General features: G+C 53.9%; 16 protein-coding genes. 6 read left to right on the forward strand and 10 right to left on the reverse strand.

The window, feature by feature from the left end; genetic code table 11:
• Window positions 1-219: transposase domain-containing protein (locus tag BUB27_RS00010; protein ID WP_143157489.1), on the forward strand; the 219-nt coding region annotated here is incomplete at its 5' end.
• A 93-nt stretch (window positions 220-312) separates the two neighbouring features.
• Here BUB27_RS00010 and BUB27_RS00015 read toward each other — a convergent pair.
• The 9 genes from BUB27_RS00015 to purE form a co-directional block, all read right to left on the reverse strand.
• A complete protein-coding gene (locus tag BUB27_RS00015; RefSeq protein WP_143157490.1) occupies window positions 313-570 on the reverse strand; it encodes a hypothetical protein in 258 nt (85 codons plus the stop codon).
• A 39-nt stretch (window positions 571-609) separates the two neighbouring features.
• Window positions 610-993 carry a hypothetical protein gene (locus BUB27_RS00020; RefSeq protein ID WP_143157491.1) on the reverse strand — a complete coding sequence of 128 codons (384 nt, stop codon included), beginning with the start codon at window positions 991-993 and terminating at the stop codon, window positions 610-612.
• A gap of 394 nt (window positions 994-1387) precedes the next feature.
• Window positions 1388-2170, reverse strand: coding sequence for a programmed cell death 2 domain-containing protein (locus tag BUB27_RS00025; protein WP_143157492.1), 783 nt, complete (start codon window positions 2168-2170; stop codon window positions 1388-1390).
• A 54-nt stretch (window positions 2171-2224) separates the two neighbouring features.
• On the reverse strand, window positions 2225-2347 hold the full coding sequence (locus BUB27_RS19145; RefSeq protein ID WP_268793953.1) for a hypothetical protein: 123 nt from the start codon (window positions 2345-2347) through the stop codon (window positions 2225-2227).
• A gap of 8 nt (window positions 2348-2355) precedes the next feature.
• A complete protein-coding gene (locus BUB27_RS18810) occupies window positions 2356-2517 on the reverse strand; it encodes a hypothetical protein (RefSeq protein ID WP_159434700.1) in 162 nt (53 codons plus the stop codon).
• An 88-nt stretch (window positions 2518-2605) separates the two neighbouring features.
• A complete protein-coding gene (locus tag BUB27_RS19055) occupies window positions 2606-3589 on the reverse strand; it encodes a hypothetical protein (RefSeq protein ID WP_143157493.1) in 984 nt (327 codons plus the stop codon).
• Window positions 3590-3646: 57 nt separating this feature from the next.
• Entirely contained in the window at window positions 3647-4432 is a 786-nt protein-coding gene (locus BUB27_RS00035; RefSeq protein ID WP_143157494.1) for a hypothetical protein, read from the reverse strand.
• 245 nt (window positions 4433-4677) lie between these two features.
• Window positions 4678-5832, reverse strand: a complete 1155-nt coding sequence (locus BUB27_RS00040) for a 5-(carboxyamino)imidazole ribonucleotide synthase (RefSeq protein ID WP_143157495.1) — start codon at window positions 5830-5832, stop codon at window positions 4678-4680.
• Window positions 5833-5844: 12 nt separating this feature from the next.
• On the reverse strand, window positions 5845-6333 hold the full coding sequence (gene purE, locus BUB27_RS00045; protein WP_143157496.1) for a 5-(carboxyamino)imidazole ribonucleotide mutase: 489 nt from the start codon (window positions 6331-6333) through the stop codon (window positions 5845-5847).
• A 251-nt stretch (window positions 6334-6584) separates the two neighbouring features.
• On the opposite strand from purE, the gene BUB27_RS00050 reads away from it, so the two are divergent.
• The 5 genes from BUB27_RS00050 (at window position 6585) to BUB27_RS00070 (ending at window position 13411) form a co-directional block, all read left to right on the forward strand.
• Window positions 6585-10217, forward strand: coding sequence for a hypothetical protein (locus BUB27_RS00050; protein ID WP_143157497.1), 3633 nt, complete (start codon window positions 6585-6587; stop codon window positions 10215-10217).
• A gap of 45 nt (window positions 10218-10262) precedes the next feature.
• Window positions 10263-10997 carry a hypothetical protein gene (locus BUB27_RS00055; protein ID WP_143157498.1) on the forward strand — a complete coding sequence of 245 codons (735 nt, stop codon included), beginning with the start codon at window positions 10263-10265 and terminating at the stop codon, window positions 10995-10997.
• A gap of 58 nt (window positions 10998-11055) precedes the next feature.
• Window positions 11056-11286 (forward strand): hypothetical protein, encoded by a 231-nt coding sequence (locus BUB27_RS00060; protein ID WP_143157499.1) that lies wholly within the window; start codon window positions 11056-11058, stop codon window positions 11284-11286.
• Between the two features lie 193 nt (window positions 11287-11479).
• Complete coding sequence (locus BUB27_RS00065) at window positions 11480-12979, forward strand: sulfatase family protein (protein ID WP_143157500.1); 1500 nt, start codon at window positions 11480-11482, stop codon at window positions 12977-12979.
• Window positions 12980-13159: 180 nt separating this feature from the next.
• Window positions 13160-13411, forward strand: a complete 252-nt coding sequence (locus BUB27_RS00070) for a hypothetical protein (RefSeq protein WP_143157501.1) — start codon at window positions 13160-13162, stop codon at window positions 13409-13411.
• Window positions 13412-13481: 70 nt separating this feature from the next.
• Here the strand turns inward: BUB27_RS00070 and BUB27_RS00075 are convergent, their stop codons facing one another.
• Entirely contained in the window at window positions 13482-19598 is a 6117-nt protein-coding gene (locus tag BUB27_RS00075; RefSeq protein WP_143157502.1) for an alpha-2-macroglobulin family protein, read from the reverse strand.
• Between the last annotated feature and the right edge of the window lie 55 nt (window positions 19599-19653).

Here is a 19653-nt window from a genome sequence, read left to right on the forward strand (position 1 = left end):
GTAGGCAACGAAGACACGGGCTGGCGCAGTGCGGTCATCTTCACGCTGATCGAAAACATCCGCCGCGCAGGCCACGATGCCTACGCCTACCTCAAATGGGTCTTCGAAAAAATTCCCCACATGACCAATCAGGACAACCTGCGTGAGCTGCTACCCAAAGTCTGGATCAGACTCCAGCAAGACAAACAGCAGACGAGCAGACAAGAGACCGCCGCCTGATCATAGACGTCATATACGACGCTCTATGACGTCTACGAAATCGATGTTGCAACGTCAGCCGCAAGTGAAATCCAAGGGCCGATGATTTAGCGCTTACTCTGAAACAGCCGAAACTTTACTAACAAAATCTGCTGGTGGAACAAATTTATAATTTAAATCAACCTTCTCAGACAGCCAAGTCAGTGCTATCTTTGGAGAATCATCTAAAACTTCATTAACATTATCCATAGCAATTTCATAACCTCGAAATAACGTTATAATTTCAGACAATTCTCCATTAACTGTAAACATTTTAGGACGCTTAAGCACCATCACAGCCAATGACTGTTGTTTAATTTCAAATGTGCTCATGCTCGTAAATTGTCTGTCCTTTTAATATAGTGATTTAGTTTAATTGCCTTTGAACTCACCATATTCCCTCAAAAATTCTGCGTAGGCGTCTTGAATCATTCCTGGACCCAAGTATTTTGAACCATCAGCTTTAAAATCCACTCTAGCTTTTTCCAATGCTTCCTCAGGCGAGTTAGCATCGACGATTTCCCCATAAGGTAGCTCTGGGTTAACTTGCCCAAAACTATAGATGTCCAAGCTTTCAAAGTTACCATCATCGAAACACTCATATTTGGCTACGGAATAGCCTCCATCAGGTTCCTTATCGATTCTTAACCATTTTAAAGCGCGATATCCACTTTCTGTCTGATGACCTAGCCACTGCTCAATAGCCCTTCCCGAGGTCAACTGTTGCTTAGCTTGTTCTAGTGTAAGGTTATTCATTTTTAACTTTAGCTTCCTGGTGCTGGGTTTCCCATTTCTTGTCCGCGCATCTGCCAATGTAACCGTGCATCTTCAGCCCTCATCTTAGGAGTTACTCCTTATTTAAAAGGCAAGACAATTTCCGAGGGAAAGACAAGCCGCATCTCTATTTCCTCTGTTAGACTTTGAACTTCACTCCTTCCACCACCCCTCCGGGGTGTAGTTTATGCCTGGTGCTGGATCAAGTATCCGGAGATGACTACAGATGCCGCCTTATTAGGATTACACTCCGTTCTCTGCCAGCTTTCGCACGTATATCAATAAAAGACAGACAATATTTGTAAGCAAAAGGACAATATTCGATATAGCGCTTACGTTTTGGCGACAGCGTGCAACGTGCAAACAGCCGGATACGCTACACTTGGGTGACCGCGTAGACTGCCCGATCACCGCTGCTCGTTCCGAACAGGTAAAGAGCATTGCCGATAAAAAGCTGATAGTAATCAAGCGGCGATGGCTCAGGATCACCCATGATGCCCAATTCGATCTGCGGCTCAGCAGCGGCGTACATCTTGAACTGGAAGTTTGGCACGACCTCCAAGAGGAACTTCATTTGAACATTTCCACCGTAGGTTGCCGGGCTCTCGTCCTCGAGAACCCAGTTGGGTTTTCCTTCTAACTTACCGAATGAGCCAACCGAGTCACCTTCCACTAGCTGGATCTCGGAAAATGAGATTGGCTCATCGTAGCTGTCGACGATTTCTCCCTGATCAGTTGGGAAGATAACGAAAGAGAAGTTGCGCTGGTATTGAGTAAGGAAGCCGGAGGGAATGTCAGCTCCCGCGAGCCGTGATTCAAGCATCTCCGGTATGAGATGGCTTTCATCCGCACACTTCGTGCATTGGTAGACCGCAAGCGTTAGCCCATCCCAAATCGACCCTTTGGGCATCGCTACTTGGAAGAAGAAGGTCTGCGTCGATCCGCATAACTTGCATGTCGGGACTTTTGTCCCGCTCGGAAGGCGCGGCTTTCCTCCAATGAATGAAAGCTGGTCGGACTGGTTGCCCACTACTTGTTGAAGACCCCACATGCAATAAAAAGACAGACAATATTCGAGGAAAAGACAAGTCGTATCTTTACGTATTCTGTTAGCCTTTGAACTCAAGTCCTTCCACCACCCCTCCGGGGTGTAGTTCATGCCTGCTGCTGTCTCAGGTATCCGGAGATGACTACAGATGCTACTTTGTTAGAATTAAACCCCGTTCTCTGCCAGTTTGCGCAGGCTCCAGAGCTTGTTGGATTTCATCCGTCCGCCGAGGCGGTCGCCGTTTCCTTTTCTGTTAGCCGGGAGATAGCTCCCTTTCAGGCTGGTCACCACGTCTTCTACAAACTGGTGCCGAACACGGCACCGTCGATGAAGTAGCGAGTCTTGCAGCGTGCGATCACGGCCACGCTGAGCTGGCCGCTGCGTTTTTCCTCGCGCTCCACGGCCTCGCTGGTGAAGCCCCTGCGTTTGTGGCCGCTGAGTTCGCCGGAGCTTTCCACCCCGTCGTCACCTCATTTACACAAAAAACCCGGAAGGCGGACCTTCCGGGCAAACACATGTTAGTGAAAAACAACTCTGACGCCGCGCTTAGCGGTTAGGGCGGCTTGGCTTCTCAGGCTTGGATGGCTTTTCTGGTCTGCTAGGCTTCTCTGGGCGAGATGGTTTCTCCGGTCTAGCAGGTTTTTCTGGGCGAGCTGGCTTGGTAGGTTTGGCTGGCTTCTCAGGCTTGCTTGGTCTGGAGGCCTTCTCAGGCTTACCAGCTTTTTCAGGCTTGCCGCTGCCTGCCCAGTCTGGGCGGCCACCAGTGGAAATGGTGCGTGCAGCTTTGTCCGCCTTGCCGGCCTTGTCTGCCTTACCAACGCGGGCGGCTTTGTCAGCCTTGCCAGCGGCGTTCTTGCCGGACATGAGTGAACCAAGCTTGGTGTCGAGCAGCTGCTTGCTGATCTCACCCCAGCCAGCACCTTCGGCGCGAAGCTCGAGGATACCGTCAGCGAGTTCAGGATCGGAACCGAAGAGGGCGCCGGAGAATGTCTCAAGGTTCCCCTCGAGGCCGTCACGCTTAAGCATTTCCTCGGCGAGGAGCATGCTGATCTTCACGTTGCCCATCCCCATTGGGCCAGCGGTGTTCTCAACGTTGACTGTTTCGATCACGGTCTCGATAACAGTCTCCGTGACGATCATGGTGTCCTGGACAGGATTGCCGTCGACGTCTACGACTTGAGTGCCGTCTGGGTTAAGCTTGTAGACAGGGTTTCCGTCTGCATCCACAGCAGGTACTTCCTTCTCCACTTCCTTCTCAACCTGGACTTCCTTCTCGTAGCTCAGGTCTGAGCCGAGACGAAGTGCTTCAGCGAGTGTGCCGGCGTCATCGCCTGCGAACTCGGAAAAATCACCAGCGATCTTGTCGATCACTTTTTGTTCTCCACCGGAGAGAGTCGGAGTCTCGACAGTTTCTGTCGTTTCCGGTGTGGTCTCTGGGGACTCAGGAGTAGTCGTACCTGTGTCCTGCGCCTGCGCGGTGGCTACAGAGAAACCCAGTAGGGCCGTAATCAATGGGTATTTATATTTCATGGTTAGGTTCGTTATATTGGCACCTTTGGGGAAGGTAAGAGAGTCTACGGAGGCGTGTTAGAAGCTGTACTTCCACTGGATGCCGCCGCCGATGTCCGGGCTGCCATCGGAGAGACCGATGTAGCTATAGAAAGTCAACAGGTTAGCATCGTTCACCTTATAACCTAAGTAGTTAAAGATCTCGAGGGAATCATCGGATGCGCTGGAGCTGGCGTCCTGCCAGTCGAGAGTGGCTCCTAAGTTGATGGTTTCATTGAGACGGTAGTCAGCACCTGCGGAGAGGAAGAAAACGTTGTCGAGCTCGGAGCCTTCCGGATCCCCCTTGATCTTGTAGGCCACGGTGGCCATCGGAGTGAGCTTGCCGAGTGGCTTGAAGTAGTCGACCTGGAGTGTGTAGTCGAACTCACCAGTACCGAGACCTTTGTCTTCATCGGCTGTCGGGAATTTCACCTTACCGACGAGATCGAGGTAGCCGTAGTCAGCCGGGAAGGACTCAAGGCTGTAAGTAAGCTGGGCCCAGATGTCACCGAGGCCGGAATCATCAATGGCTTCTGCGCCGCCAACAACCACGCCACCATCACCGCCACCGATCACGGAACCAGGACCTTTGATCTGCACCCATGGTACCGTCACTTTAGCCGCCCATGGACCCTGGGAGTAGCCGAGTGAAAATGGCACGAAAAGAATGTCTGTATCTCCCTCATCACCATAGTCACCGGTACTGTAGTCGATACCAGAGGTGAAACTCCACTGTCCCTGCTCTTCCTCTGCCAGCACTGGCTGGGCCACCAGGGCCACAGCTGCTGCAGGAAGCCACGCTTTCTTGATAAACTTATTCTGCACGGTTATTTCTGTAGTTTGTGTGTGTTGCCGAGTTCAGCGGTCCTTGCCTGGCTCCGAGTGAGAGCTTGCGGCAGAAATGCCTCCTTCTGTTTATGAAAATATATTCATCTTATATTCATTTTAAAGACAAGGATAAATTCCATCCATCCCGGCCACATTGCCATAAGTGCATGAAAAAGCCGCCCTTACAGAGGCAAGGACGGCTTCAGAAAAATGAATCTGGATACTTTCTAAGGCTTAACTATTTACGCCTCGAAAAGGATGGAGCGGAGCTTCTCGCTCTCGGCAAGCGCCTCCTCCAGCGTGGGGGCGACGAAGTTGACGTGGCCCAGCTTGCGACGGCCGGCCTTCCATTCTTTTTCATAAAAGTGCCACTTGGCGGACTTGAGCGCCGCGATCTGCGGGTTAGCGAATGCATCCTCGTCTTTTTTCCAGATGTCGCTGAGCAGGTTCACCATGACGGTGGTGCCGTGCGGGCGGGTATCTCCCAGGGGGAGTCCACAGATCGCACGTACATGCTGCTCAAACTGGGAAGTCACGCAGCCGTCATTGGTGGCGTGGCCGGAGTTGTGCGGGCGGGGTGCAATCTCATTGACCCAGACATCGCCATTCTCCAGCACGAAAAGTTCCACGGCAAGAATGCCGATGTAGTCCAGCCCCTGCACAACCTTCTCAGCCAGCACTTTGGCTTTTTCAGCCACACTCTCATCCACGCGGCCGGGAAGGATGGAAACATCCAGCACGTGATGACGGTGGATATTCTCCACCAGTGGGAAAGCGGCTACTTCGCCAGCGGCATTGCGGGCGACAACGACCGAGCACTCCATGGTGAAGGGCACGAAGCCCTCGACAACCAGACGGCAGGAGCCATTCCAGTCTTCCTTGCAGTTGGCCAGGTCTTCCACGCACTTCAGCCTCCACTGGCCTTTGCCATCGTAGCCGTCCGTGGCGGTCTTAGCCACGCAGTTGCCATCCAACTCATGGAAGGCTTTTTCCAGCTCGTCCGGCGTATCGACGATACGGAATTCCGTCTGGGCGGCATCGATGGACTGGAGGAAATTTCTTTCGAGCTCGCGGTTGCCGGTGATTTCCACCGCCTTGGCATTCGGCCTGAGCTCTACTTTGGAAGCGATGTCCTGCAGCAGGGCCGGCGGCAGCTTTTCCGTTTCCACGGTGACGACGTCCACCATGCCGAGGAATTCCGCCTTGGCAGCTTCATCATCATAAGAGCCTTCGATCACTAGATCCACCTCGCGCTTTACGGAGGAGCTATCCGCTCCGCCGGACCACGCCACCACCTTGTAGCCAAGGGGCAAAGCGGCCTGGGACATCATTCTGGCAAGCTGGCCGGAGCCAAGCACTCCAATCGTAGAACCGGGAAGAAAGACCTTATCTGACATGACGCGCGCTGCTTAGTCTTCGAGCTTCATTTGTGCAACCATTTCCACCATTTCCTGGCGGTAGGCCTTGAGCTTGTCCGCAAGCTCCTTGTCGTGGCCTGCGAGCATGCTGACGGCGAAGAGGCCCGCATTCGCAGCACCGGCTGGACCGATCGCGAAGGTCGCCACCGGAATGCCCTTTGGCATCTGCACGATGGAGAGCAGAGAATCCTGGCCATTTAGGGCGCTGGATTTCACTGGCACACCGAGTACCGGCAGAGTAGTGATGGCGGCAATCATGCCCGGCAAGTGAGCGGCTCCACCGGCACCTGCGATGATGACTTCAAAGCCGTTCTCCTCCGCCTTTTGTGCGAACTCCACCATGCCCAGCGGGGTACGGTGCGCACTGACTACCTTGGCTTCATAGGAAATACCGAATTTATCCAGAGCTTCTGCGGCCAGCTTCATGGTTGGCCAATCCGAATTACTCCCCATTACAATCGCTACTTTTTTCACTGCCATTTGCTTGTCGTTCGTTGCTTTAGGCCAGCCACCCTAGCCAGCCGCAGAGGAAATGCACGCCTTTTGTCGTGCACCTTGTGGAGGCTTCCTGATTGTGTCAGCCAGAATAATTAACTTGTCATACAGATAACTTGCCATTAATTACTCAGGACACTCGAACTCTCTCATCGACAATCAGTGACCCAGCGAATAGAGTATTCATCCATTCACCACCTGTATTACTGCTTAAAATACATTATACTCACAAACCCATGAGGCATCCAAACCCAGCTCTACCACAAAACAAACGCAAGCACCCGAAGGCTTTCGCACTCGTGTCTACGGTGACTGTCATGAGCCTGCTCATGCTGCTTTGCCTATCATTTGTGAATCTCGCCCGCCTGGAATCCAAGGGAAAGGACCACCAGGCCATCGCCGAAGCCAATGCCCGGCTGGCGCTCAACATCGCCATCGCCGAGCTGCAGAAATATGCCGGCCCGGACCAGAGGGTCACCGCGCGAGCCGACATCACAGATCCCGACTGGGACCAGACAGAATCCAGCCTGCAGCACCCTCACTATACCTACGTGTGGGACGTCAGCGGCTCCGAGTTAGACCTGAAGCAGGGAAGCGCAGGCACAGCGACGCCAGCCACTAGCGCTACCAATGTCCAGTTCACCGGCACGACCGAGTCCCACCGCCCGGGCATGAAGCCGGGACATGATTTCAGCAAGAAGCCCGCCGTGCTCGTGAGTGGCAATGAATTCTACAAGCTCACCGACGAGGAAGGAAAGATATCTAGCACGAGCTATCCGGAGGGATACATCACAGCGGATAGCAAGCTAGACGATGATTCCATCTCTATCATTCCAGCTGATAGTGTACTCGCAGACCGGACAGCCAAATCATCCGACCGCAAGTCCGTGGATGTGCCGCTGGTCAAAGTGAATGAACACAGCAGCTACGGTTGGTGGATTGGCGATGAATCTATCAAAGCTAGAACCAACTTAGGCAACCGCCATGAAAGCGACAGCGTGGCCGCACGCCTGATGGCCCAGCGCAGCCCGATCAATCCGCTGCGCGACGGCCTGGATAACACCAAGATGGACGAGGCCGAGGCGAACAAAGTGCTCAGCGTACTCAGTAACTCCATCCCCACCGAAGGCAAACTAGAGACCGGCTGGAGCTACTCTCCAGACATGACTTCTTCTTCCACTTCCCTTCTCACGGATGTCCGTAGCGGCGGCCTAAAACAGGATCTTACTTACATTCTCCACAATGATGACCAAGCCTCTAACATGCCTGGAGAATTCCAGAACAACGCCCCTCTGTTAGATACCATCAAAACCAAACCTTGGGGCGGTGTAGCCGGACATGGAGACAGCGGCAATGGTGGACTCAGCCCCTTTGTGTCCACCTTGAGAAACTATGCACAGAGATCCAGCGTCGATCCCGATGTGGCGGTTTCTGTCGGTGAAAAAGGAATCACTCCGGTACTGAGCCAGGCACAGGTGGGCATCCACACCGCCTACCGCCCGGTAGGAGCGGGTCAGTTCCAGGTGTACTACTCCGTCTTCCCTTCCGTTACCCTCTGGAACCCGCACAATGCACCGATCAAGCTGGACAAGAAAATCACCATCGCTCTGGAGCGCCGTAGCGGCACATTGAACTGGTGGCTGAATTTATTCCGTGCCAACTACCGCATCCAACGCTCTGACGGCTCCATCGGCTTTACCGAAAACAATGTATTCAACAACAGCGGCGGAGCCCGAGGCGGCTGGAACTTCAAGGTCACCATCGAGCCTGATGCACAGACTGTCATTCAGCCCGGAGAAGCCATCGTATTTTCTCCCCGGGAGAACACGGTCAGCCACACGCCAGTGGCCAAGTTCACTCCTCCGACAGATGGGCAGGCCTGGACAGGATCCGCCACCCGCACTTCTTTTGACATCAAAGTCCACCCCGGCTGGAGACCCGGCAAAGGTCACCTCTTCTCACTGGACGGCCGTGTGCACGATGCCTCCTCCTATTCCGCTGGCAACTCGTTCCCGCGCATTTCCTTCGGACTAGGAGGACTGGGCGACGACAACCTCCTGTGGAGCGCCAGCGTGGACAAGGGCGGCATTTTCTCCTACTGGTCCAGACTGGGCAGCGAGACAGCAGCCAACTCACCCTTCTTTGACCCGCCACTCACCACGGATAAAAACCAGGATGCCCGCGGCAGTTTCCCCGGTATTCTGGTGAAACACGCTTTACGCATGGGGGACAACTACCTGACCTCCCTGCCGAAGTACACTCACCCGGACCAGAAGACCCAGCTCTTCCCCTACATGTCTAACTACAACCCGACCGCTGTCTATCATGCGGCAATCGGTGACTCCTACTCCGGCAATCCCCAATCGGGTCACTCCAAATTTTATTCCTCCGCAGCTACGGAACTCTCCCCTACTTTGATGGGCTCTACCTACGATTACCAGAATGCCCGCTCCATCTATACCGTCCCGACCACTGACAGCATGGAGCTCAACACCTACATTGGAGCTGACTATCTGGGACCAAGCAAGCGTATGGTCGTCAATGAACTCCCCACTCATTCCCTTGCAAGCTATCCTAACGGAGACGCCGGCGCTATCACCTCACTGACCCAGCTCAATCACTCGGACCTGACCAAAGGCACCAACACCCCGACAGGGGCCATCCGCTACCTCTGGATGGGCACTTCAAACTACCCGGCTTACCCGATCGGTAACTCGGTGGCAGACTACCGCCTCAATGTTGAGCACGAGGATATCGATAGCAAAGGGCTCGAGTACATCAGCAGCCTGGCCAGGCTCGACAACCAGAACTGGAGGGTATCCAGCGTGCATTATGATGTCTCCTACCTGCTGAATGACCGCTTCTACGACCGCTACTTTTTCTCCACCATTCCACAAAGCAAAGCATACGATCCAGCTCATCCGCTGGTGAATGGCAGACTGAAGCTCTCCACAGAAGATCAGGAGGAATACAAACAGCCTGAGGTCGCAGAGCACCTCACCATGCAGGGCGGCTTCAACATCAACTCCACCTCAGTAGCCGCATGGGAGATGCTCCTCTCCTCTGCTCTGGGAGTGGACTACCCGAATGCCAACAGCTCAGAAGCTCATTTCTCTAACTTGGTCATCTCAGACGGTTCCTTCGACGTGAAATCCCAGAGCAGCGAAGATGCGGTCGCAGGAACCGCTGCCGTTTCCCTCAACCAAGAGGAAATCAGAGAACTGGCGGAAGCCATCGTCAAGCAGGTGAAGCGCCGCGGCCCCTTCCCAAGTCTCAGCGCCTTCGTAAACCGCACCAATTATCTGGAGGATCTCTACCGCGAGGACCCTAACGGCAATTTAGGCTCCACCCACAAGGACGTCCGCTATGCCGGAGCCATCCAGGCAGCGATCGATTCCCTCAAGCTAAATCAAGCCACTAGCTCTGAAAAGCCACTCTCACCCTCAGAGTTTGTTGCAGACAAGCGCTTTTACCCCGCTGTGGAATGCATGAGAGACTCGGCCAACTCTCACCTACCGGGAACTCTCAAGCAGAGTGACATCCTGCGCCAGATCGACCCGGTCATCACGGCCCGCGGCGACACCTTCATCATCAGAACCGTGGGCGTGAGCAAGGATGATACAGGCAAAGTCCGTGCCAAGGCCGCCTGCGAGGTCATTGTTCAGAGAAAGGTCGCCTATTGCGACCAATCCCAGGAACCCGATACGGAACCCTATCAGGCCAACCGTAGCTCAGGAGACTCTGTTAGCTTCATCAGCCAACTGAGCGCCGTCAACCAGCGTTACGGCAGACGATTTGAAGTGCAGTCCTTCCGCTGGCTGCCAAAAAACGAAGTCGCTGAAATGACCCTCAAAGGAAAGACACCGTAAGTTCTCGCCCTCCCAGCCATCTTATCTATCACTACCTCATCCATCATGTTAGCTGCCGTTCTGAAAACGACATCACTCCTCACCCTGCTTCTAAGCACCACACTAGGCACCATGGCTCAGTCCGACACTTCCTCGTCAGGGCGCAAGGTACAGTTCCGGATCTATAGCTGGTTCAACGAACAACTCAAAGCAGACGAGCAGGAAGACCTGGGAGATCTCTTTTACCTCAAAGGCCGTGACTACACGGCGATGAACCTCAACCCCGCGGAAACATCGCCTCTCTACGAGTCCACTTTGTTAGACGGAAAACTTCACCTTTTCCGCAAGGTCACTTCTGAAGACAAGAAAGAGTCGTACCTGCCCGCAGCAAGCTACCAGCCGAGCACAGCGACCAAGGATCTCTTTATCTACCTCTTCAATACCAAGAAAGGCCTGAAGATGTACCCTGTGGATACTAGTAAGAACACCTTCCCAAAAAGCAGTTTTGCCTTTGTCAATGCATCCACCCAAGACATCGTCGCCACCATCAATGGCAAAGCACGTCCCGTCAAAGCTCAGAGCACCGTGTACATCCCTTACACGCTTGGAGAGCGTGAGACACTTCGGATCGTGGTCAACCCGGCCAAGGATAAGAACAAGAACCTCACCGTCATGACCGTGGGAGGCCGCCAAGACCAGCGAGTCATCGGCTTCTTTTTCCCGATCAATCAGGGCCGCACCCATCGCCTGCTTATCGAACGAGGAGTAGACAGCCAGGCACACCAATTCAAGAAACCCTAGCAAAACACTTCCCCACAATTTGCCCTAACACAGAATATAGCGTAGAATGAAGGTTGCTATGAAATTCAAAACCGCCATTTCCATCATCGGAGGTAGCCTAGCAGCCTTGAGCCTATCCAGCTGCATGACCACCTATGACGCCCAAGGCAACCCGGTACAATCCGTAGACCCCGCCGCCGCCACCGTAGGCATCGTGGGTGCCGGGCTGATCGGAGCCGCACTAGCAGACGATGATGACCATCACCACCACCATCGCCACCACGGTCACCACTACCGCCGCAGACACTGATGGTGACAGAGTTTCCTCTTTGAGTGGCTGAGATCCCTTAGTATACCCTGATTAACCTTATGCGGGAATCAGGGTATCTTTTTACGTTTAAACGTGTGAATCTGATACAGCCGGAAATTCTCATCGTATAAAGGAGCTCACGCCATAGCACTGCGACTAATACTCACTCCTCTTGAATCATCTAAAGACAACTATGAAAAAACTAATCATTAGCTCATTTCTTGCTGGTTGCATGGCAGTGACCGCAGCGGAGAAGCCGAACATCGTCTTCATCTATGGTGATGACGTCGGCTACGGAGATGTTGGCGCCTATGGCTCCAAGCTGATCCCGACCCCGAACATCGACAAGCTGGTCAGCGAAGGCCTGATGTTCACGGATGGCCATTGCTCCGCTGCCACCTGTACTCCATCCCGCTTTTCCCTTCTTACTGGCGTGCACGGATTCCGCCATGGCGTCCGCGTGCTTCCACCGAATGCTCCACTGACTATTTCCACCGAGGCACTCACCCTGCCTAAAATGTTCAAGCAGGCTGGCTACAACACTGCCGTGATTGGCAAGTGGCACCTGGGCATCGGCGCCAAAGGTACTCCGGTAGACTGGAATGGCGATGTGAAGCCTGGTCCACTGGAGATCGGTTTCGACTATTCTTTCCTCCTCCCCTCCACCAATGACCGTGTTCCTACCGTCTATGTAAAGAACCACCGCGTAGTCAACCTGGATCCTAAGGATCCTCTCTTCGTAGGCAAGAAGCCGGCTAACTTTACCGGTACTGAGTACCCGGACGGCAAAAAGAATCCGGAGGCCATGACCTACTACAAGAGCACCCACGGCCACAACAATTCCGTGATCAACGGCATTGGCCGCATCGGCTACATGTGGGGCGGCAAGTCTGCTCTCTGGAACGATGAGACCATGTCCGACGTCTTCGTGAAGGAAGCCAAGGAATACATCAGCAAGCAGAAGGAGTCCAAAGAGCCCTTCTTCCTCTACTTCGCCTCCCAGGACATCCACGTGCCACGTGCACCGCACCCACGATTCCAAGGCAAGACCAAGCTCGGCTACCGTGGCGACGCCATGGTTCAGTTTGACTGGTCCACTGGTGAGATCATGAAGGCTCTGGAAGAAGCCGGTCTCCGCGAGAACACGATCATCGTCTTCTCCTCCGATAACGGCCCAGTCTATGACGACGGCTATGATGACGGCACCAAAGTCCACACCTCCACCAAGGAAGTCGACAACGGCCACGATGGCTCCGGCATCTACCGCGGCGGCAAGTACCAGATCTATGAAGGCGGTACCCGCGTGCCATTCATCATCAGCTGGCCAGCCAAGATCAAGCCAGGCCAGTCCAAGGCTACCGTCAGCCAGATCGACTTCCTGGCCTCCTTCGCCAAGCTGGTCGGCGTAGAGCTGGCCGAAGGCGATGCCTTCGACAGCCGCGATACCCTCGACGCCTTCCTCGGCAAAGACGACAAGGGCCTCCCATTCATGCTGGAAGAGGCACGTGGCCTCGCCCTGCGTGAAGGCGACTGGAAGTACATCGAAGGCAAGAAGCCTCAGCTCTACGACCTCAGTAAGGACCCTAGTGAGCAGAAAAACATCATCAAGGATCACCCTGAGCGCGCCCAGAGCATGGCGACCAAGATCAAGCAGATTCGCCAAGCCAAAAAAGGCATTCGCAATCTCAAGTAATCCGGCCCTATAGCCCACTTTCCCAAGGCCCTGTCGCTCGCTGCGGCAGGGCTTTTTTCGTGTGATTGAGAAGCGTCGCATAAACGAGCATTCAAACACCCATTCATCACTTTTTTGGACTCGATTGAATAAATCCGGGATCAATCCCGACTAATAGACATCAACCAACACAAACAAGTCATGAAAACAAAAGCACTACTCATCGCAGTTTCCTTGGTAACAGCCTTGGGACTCTCCAACTGCACCACCACTTACGATGCCTATGGACGCCCGGTTCAATCTGTTGATCCAGGCCTAGCTACTGCGGGGATCATCGGTGCTGGCGTTCTTGGCTATGCCTTGGCCAATGACAACGACGACCATCACAGGCACTACAGACACCACCGCCATCACAGGCACCACAGACATCACTACAGACGTTACCGCCACTAATTTGGGCCTCAGCCTCTAGATAGCAAAAAGCCCTGCACCTCTCACGAGCAGGGCTTTTCTGTCTGGTGAATTACTTGTCCTTCACCTCGAGCTTCATCTCATCTGAGTTCGCCTTCAGCTCCGGCGCGTACATCGCTTCGGCACGGGCAGGCAAGGCACTGAACTTGCCGGGAATTTCTGCCCGCAGACGGTAGCTGAGATTGTGTCTACCCCGTGTCAATGAACGGACGAAGAAACAAACTTTCTCATCCTTCACCTCCATGTAGGCGTGGAGACCTTCGTAGAGATAACCGCTGCGTACTTCCTCAGCCTCCAGACCGGCAGCCTTCCAGTCCTCGAAGATCAGGTACTCGTAGTCGTTCTTGCTCTCCATGATGAGCTCCACCTCAATGATGTCACCGCTCTGAACGGTGTCCCCCACCTTGAGCGGGATACGCTCGTACTTGTCCTCCTGCTGCTCGACGACTTGGCCATGCTGGCCGGCGACCTTCTCTTTCTTCTCATCACGAACGAGCTTGTAATACTTGCGCTCCACCTTCACTTCCAAGCCAGTCTTCTTGAGGAAGTCCTCCTTGGTAAAGACCGTCAGGTAGGCATTGGTGTAGAGCGGCCCTTTACCCTTGCGGCGGATTTCTACCGTGTGCTTGCCATCGCTCAGAATGTCCCCGCCCAGCGTGACCTTGTTGTCGTAGCTGAAGAGGTTCTCCTTGGTAATCTTTACAGTCTTCAGGACCTTGCCATCGAAGAGCACCTCGATTTCGGCCTCCGGAGTATTCTCCCCACTAGCACGCATGTAGTCAGCAATCGCTTCAATACAATAGGCCGTGTCCCTGGTGGAATTCCAGTAGCTGGCATGCTTCCGGTTATTGATCAGGTACTTCACAAGACCGCGAGTCTCTTTGCTCTTTGGCGCTGTGGCTGACTTGAGCTTCAGGTACCAGGCATGTGCCTCAAACTCACTGCCGTACCAGTACCACCAGTAACCCGTGTTGCGCAGATCGAGATAAGCGGACTGATTCTCCGCATCGTAAACCAGGTATTGATCGATGTTTCTGATCACCTCGTCACGACGCTCGGCATCCTTCATCAGATGGAGACTCATCCCTAACAAAGATTTTGCATAAACACTGAGATGATTCTTATCCCGGAAGAGATAGCCTGTCATTTCCTCATTCTTCACGCTGTTTTCCATCAGCACGAAACGGACAAAAGCATCCATGGCATCCGCATGCTGCTTGGTATTCACCTTACGCTGCTGCCACATGCGGATACGCTCGGTCTCCTCGTCCTCGTAGCGCTTCAACCACTGGATTCCCAACTTGATACGATCCTCGGGAATACTCGCTCCATTCTGCTTCGCGATAGTCAGTCCGTGCAGTACCACTGCCGTGGTATGCGGGCTGGAGTATTCTCCGTAACCACTGAACCAGCCCCATCCTCCATCACTCAACTGCATCTCTAGCAGGCGACGCACGCCTGCCTTCACCATCTTGTCCACTTCCTTCTGGCTGAAGACAGGATTCCGCTTCCAGTGCTTCCATTGCTTGGCGCGTTCCTGGTCATCGCCGATCTCCTGTGGATTAAGGTTTGCCCGCTTGTTGCGCACCGCCTCCAGATCCACATTCATTTCCTTGAGGAGTTTTTGCGTAATAACGGTAGGGACGAAACGGTTGAGCGTCTGCTCTGTACAACCATAGGGATACTCCACCAGATAAGGCAGGGCATCCACCACCGCACCGGCAATGGTAGGCGAGTAGCGGATCTCCAGCTTGCTCTCCTCCGGCTTGCGCTCGGCGGGCACACTGATCTCAATCGCCACCTTGTCCTGTCTGGGCTCGATTACTCTGCTCCAGGATTCCTGCTTGAGCATGCCATGCACATAGACCGGGAAGGTCATTTCCATCGCATCGCTGTCATCCTTGGCAAGTACCTTCATGCGGACGATCGCCTCACCTTCTCCTGTCACTTTGACGCGCCAGTCCACGCGCTGCTCACCGCCATCGGCATCCAAGGCGAGCTTGTGGGTAAGCTCCTCCTCTGTATTCAGCGTACCACCTTCCAACTCTAACAAGACACTAACATCCTTTTTCTCCTTGTGGTAATTATGCACCACGGCACTGAGGACGACTTCGTCTTTCTCGATGAAGAATCTTGGAGCCTGCAAGCGAACGATCAGGTCCTTGCTAGTAATCACCTCAGCATCTCCTTCGCCCACACGGGTGCCATGCCCCATCGCCCAGGCCTTGATCTTCCAGGTAGTCAGGTTATCGGGATACTTCACATCCACCTCACCGACGCCATTTTCATCCAACTCGACGCTACCACTCCAGTGAATGGCATCTTCAAAGTCCTTACGGATCTGCACCTCTGGAGCACCGCCTTCTCCCCAGCCATCACCGAAATCCTCACCATCGCCAAAATCCAAGGCAGGCTCCTCCATCTCGACCGCTCCCCCTGAACCGTCTCGTGATGGATTATTCAAGAAGGCGTCGACACTTTCCCGATTGATCGCATAGTCGCCGCTACGCAAACCACCTGTTGCCATGTTACTCACACTCTTCCCGGCCGCTTTAGGAATCCCGGGAATATCCAGATCAGTGGCGTCGTCTGCCAAAGAATAGCCAAAGACACCGAGGAATTGCATGGAGGACGTTCCGCTCTTCACCATCGAGCCGTGACCTTTAGAAAGCGAGTTCTCAAAGCCGCCACGGAAATGCCTTCTCCATTTCCAGAAGAACTCTTTGATTCCCGTCACATTGCTGCCGCCGGAAATGTATTCCAGCGCCTTGTCGTAGACTGTCAGAACTACGTCCCCTTTCACCGGCTCGCCATCGAGGCCAGTCACTCTCACTTTCACCTTACCATCGGCACGCGGTTTGTATTTCTCCTCATTGGGAAGTACCGCAATGTTCAGCACGCGCTTGGCAGGCGGAACAATGAGCTCCCTAACAGACTCATGCACCGTCGCATCGGAAACGGTCACCGCCTCGACAAAAAAGTTCGGCATATCGACCTCTGTCACGGGAATCTCGACCAAGGTACTCTTGCCAGAGAGCTTGAGCATCTTCCGCTCTTCCGCTCCGCGGATAAATAGCCAGACGGTACTATTCTCCTGCTTGGTATTGACGAGCAGCTTGACGGTATCACCCACCTTGTAGGTACGCTTGTCTGCGATCAGCTCCAGATCGTTGTACTTGTAGTCACCTTCACCTTTACCGCCTCGCACGGTAAAGAGCACGCCACCTTCTACTTCACGGCCCTTGGCATCCTTAAGTTTGGCAGCCAGCCTGTACTGGCCAGGGTCTTTGATAGAGAGTTCCACTTTGGCTGTCCCCTCGGGATGCTTCAGCACCTCCCATTCCGCCACCTGCTCTTCATTGGCTTTACCACCATTGGCATAGCTTACCTTGTAGAGGATCGCCTTGCCTTCAGCTTCCACCACTTTGCCATCCAGGGTACGTGCCGCGATAGAAGCAGTCACTTTCTGGTTCACTTCCGCATAGCCCCGGTCTAGCCAGACACTGACCTGATAGGGTTTACGGGTCGCCAGCACACTGCCATTTCCAAAGATCGTACGGCGGGATGCATCCACCACCTCGGCGGTGATGTCATAGCGGTGGTCCTTGTCACCGTGCACCAGTTTAGCCAGCTCGGAGTCGATCTCCACCTTGAGCTCACCATTCTTGCCGATCGGCATATCACGCTCAAATACCAACTCAGGCTGGGACCAAGCACCCGGCCACCAGAATGGACGCGGACAGCGGCAACCCCACTCACTCCAGCCCGAGTACCACGGACGCTCAATATCAAGCCAGCCATAGCCTCTGCCATAAAGCCAATCCCAGGGGCCGTAAGGGAACCAAAGTTCATTGTAGTCATGGCGCATCACCTTGACTTTGACGGTCGCCTTCGTCACAGGCGCTCCGTGATAGTACTTCGCCTTCACGGTGGCTTCAAACTTGTCACCCAGCTGGATGGCCTCTTTGGGGCCCTCCACAATCACCTCATATTCCGGCTTCTTGAATTGCTCCACCCGGAAGGTGGTCTGGCCACGGTGCACACCATCGATCCAGACAACCACCCGATAGACACCCAGCTTGGCATCCGCTGGCACATCCAGCTTAAATGGCACACCGCCGAACTCATCCGCTTTCCCTGTTAGCTCGCTGCCAAACTTTTCATTCAAGGGATCAAAGACCTCGACCTTAAACTTCTTGCCTGCAAAGACGGAGCGCCCCCCTAGATCATACTTGGCCTGGCGCACCCAGAACTTACCCAGCACCTCGCTCTCCGGCTTGTAGACCGGCTGGTTGGTCATACCAAAGGCCGCGACCTTGTCGTAGCGTTGCCTATTGTGTGAGTACCAATAGTATGCTCCTGCGCCAGACCAGACCACATGCTCCCCTTTGCTAATCCTGGTCATCCAGCGGTAGCCGGACTCCAGCCCCTTCACCAGCACACCACCATCCTCACCAGTCACAGCGCTCACTTTCTTGGTGAGAGTCTGGAACTTACGTTTCAATTTGGGCTTCTTCAGACTCTCTTGTTTATAACCAAAGTATTCTACCTTGGCTCCCGCTACCGGAGAGCCATCCTTGCCGTCGGCCACATAGACCAGCTTTCCACCCTCCACATTCTTCGCCACCATGACAATCTCCTCCACAGAAAGCATCGTGTAAAATGGGGTACCACCCTCCATCTCAGCCTTGATGATGTACTGCCCACCATGCTTCACTGGGATTTTCAGCTGGGTGCGTACATCCCAATAATTCTCGCGAGGCTTCAAAGGATACAATTGCTCGGCAATGGTCTCCCCGATGAACTTGCTCTGCTTTCCGTTGATCAGCTCGTTCAGCAAGTTGTAGATTCTAACCTGACTCCAGTCCAGCTGCTCAGGATTGCTCTCAAGGTAATCCCAGGCTGCCTTGTAGAGTTCGTCTGTCTTCACCTGAAGTACGGAGATTTTTACCTCCTTGGCATTCCGGAAAACCATGTTGAGCTCCGGCTCCTGCCCAGCTGGGAATGCGCGGCTTACATAATCAAACTGCCCCCAGTTTCCCGTGATCTGCTCTAACTGATTACGGCGATGCTTGTTTTCCTTTTTGGCCAGCAATTGCTCCAGCAGGTTCTTGGCCTTGGTGTATTGCCTTCTGTCCAGATAGATCCTCACCAACTGATCTCCGGCAATGATGTTGCCGTCTTCATAGAGCTGCTTGTAGAGATGGATGTAGTTCTGGTCCTGAGGAAGCTCGAAACGCTTCACCGAGCCCGCTAGCTTACAGATGGTCTCGTTATCCTTGAGTGTGCGCACCTGCATCACGCCTGCTTTTTTGTCACTGCCTTCATCAGGCATACGACCAAACCAAGAGTAGCCTGCCAAGCTGCTGACCCCAAACTGCTGATGCAGGAAGCCAGCCCACTCGAAATCAGCACTCGCTTTTTGCTTCTCGTCCACTTTGATCCGCTGCATCAGCGTCCAGCGCCAGCGCTCGCCATCATTTTTAGCAGCCTCGAAACTAGCAGGCACTTGATAGAAAACCGGATTCCCTTCCTCGTCCTGCGGCGCACCTCCAGTCCCCGCATTACGCTGGTATCCCACTTCCGCTTCGGGAAGGACATCCAGATCCGTCTTCACCTGCATCTTCCAGCTAAGCCCGCCACCACGATAGGCCATCAATGCCTGACCCAGTCCCCTGAGCTGACGCAGCTGGTCATCCTTCTTCTCCAGCTTGCCTTCACATCGTCTGAACATCTGGATCGCGTACACCCTGTCACGCTCATTCACATTGGCATACTGAGCCCCTTGCCGCCACTGACGACCACCACGCTCAAACTCATTGGCGATGAGCATGCCATTATGATTCGCACTCAAAAGCACCTCACCTGCAGCCAGCCACAGCAGAGGATTCTTCTTCTCGTCTGCGGTATCGATGAGAGGATCGACCTCTTTCCAGAGGCCAAGCCTGCTGATACACTCGACGGCATCTTTAAGATCCTGCCCGCTCTCGGAGTCGGACACTTCATTGACGAGTTTCTTGTTGAGCTCCAGAGCTTCCTTCCAGTTCCCATCCTTGCGCATCTTCGCCTCCGCAGCACGATCTTCCGCGACTCCAGCCACCGCACTCATTCCCCCCAACAGGAACATTCCCATCCAGCCCAGCAGATATAGACAACACGTACTCTTCATGACTCTGTAGTTTTTGCGCTAAAATGGCAGCACATGCAAGATCCCTTCCGCGTGC

The sequence above is a fragment of the Rubritalea squalenifaciens DSM 18772 genome (assembly GCF_900141815.1).
GTDB lineage: Bacteria > Verrucomicrobiota > Verrucomicrobiia > Verrucomicrobiales > Akkermansiaceae > Rubritalea > Rubritalea squalenifaciens.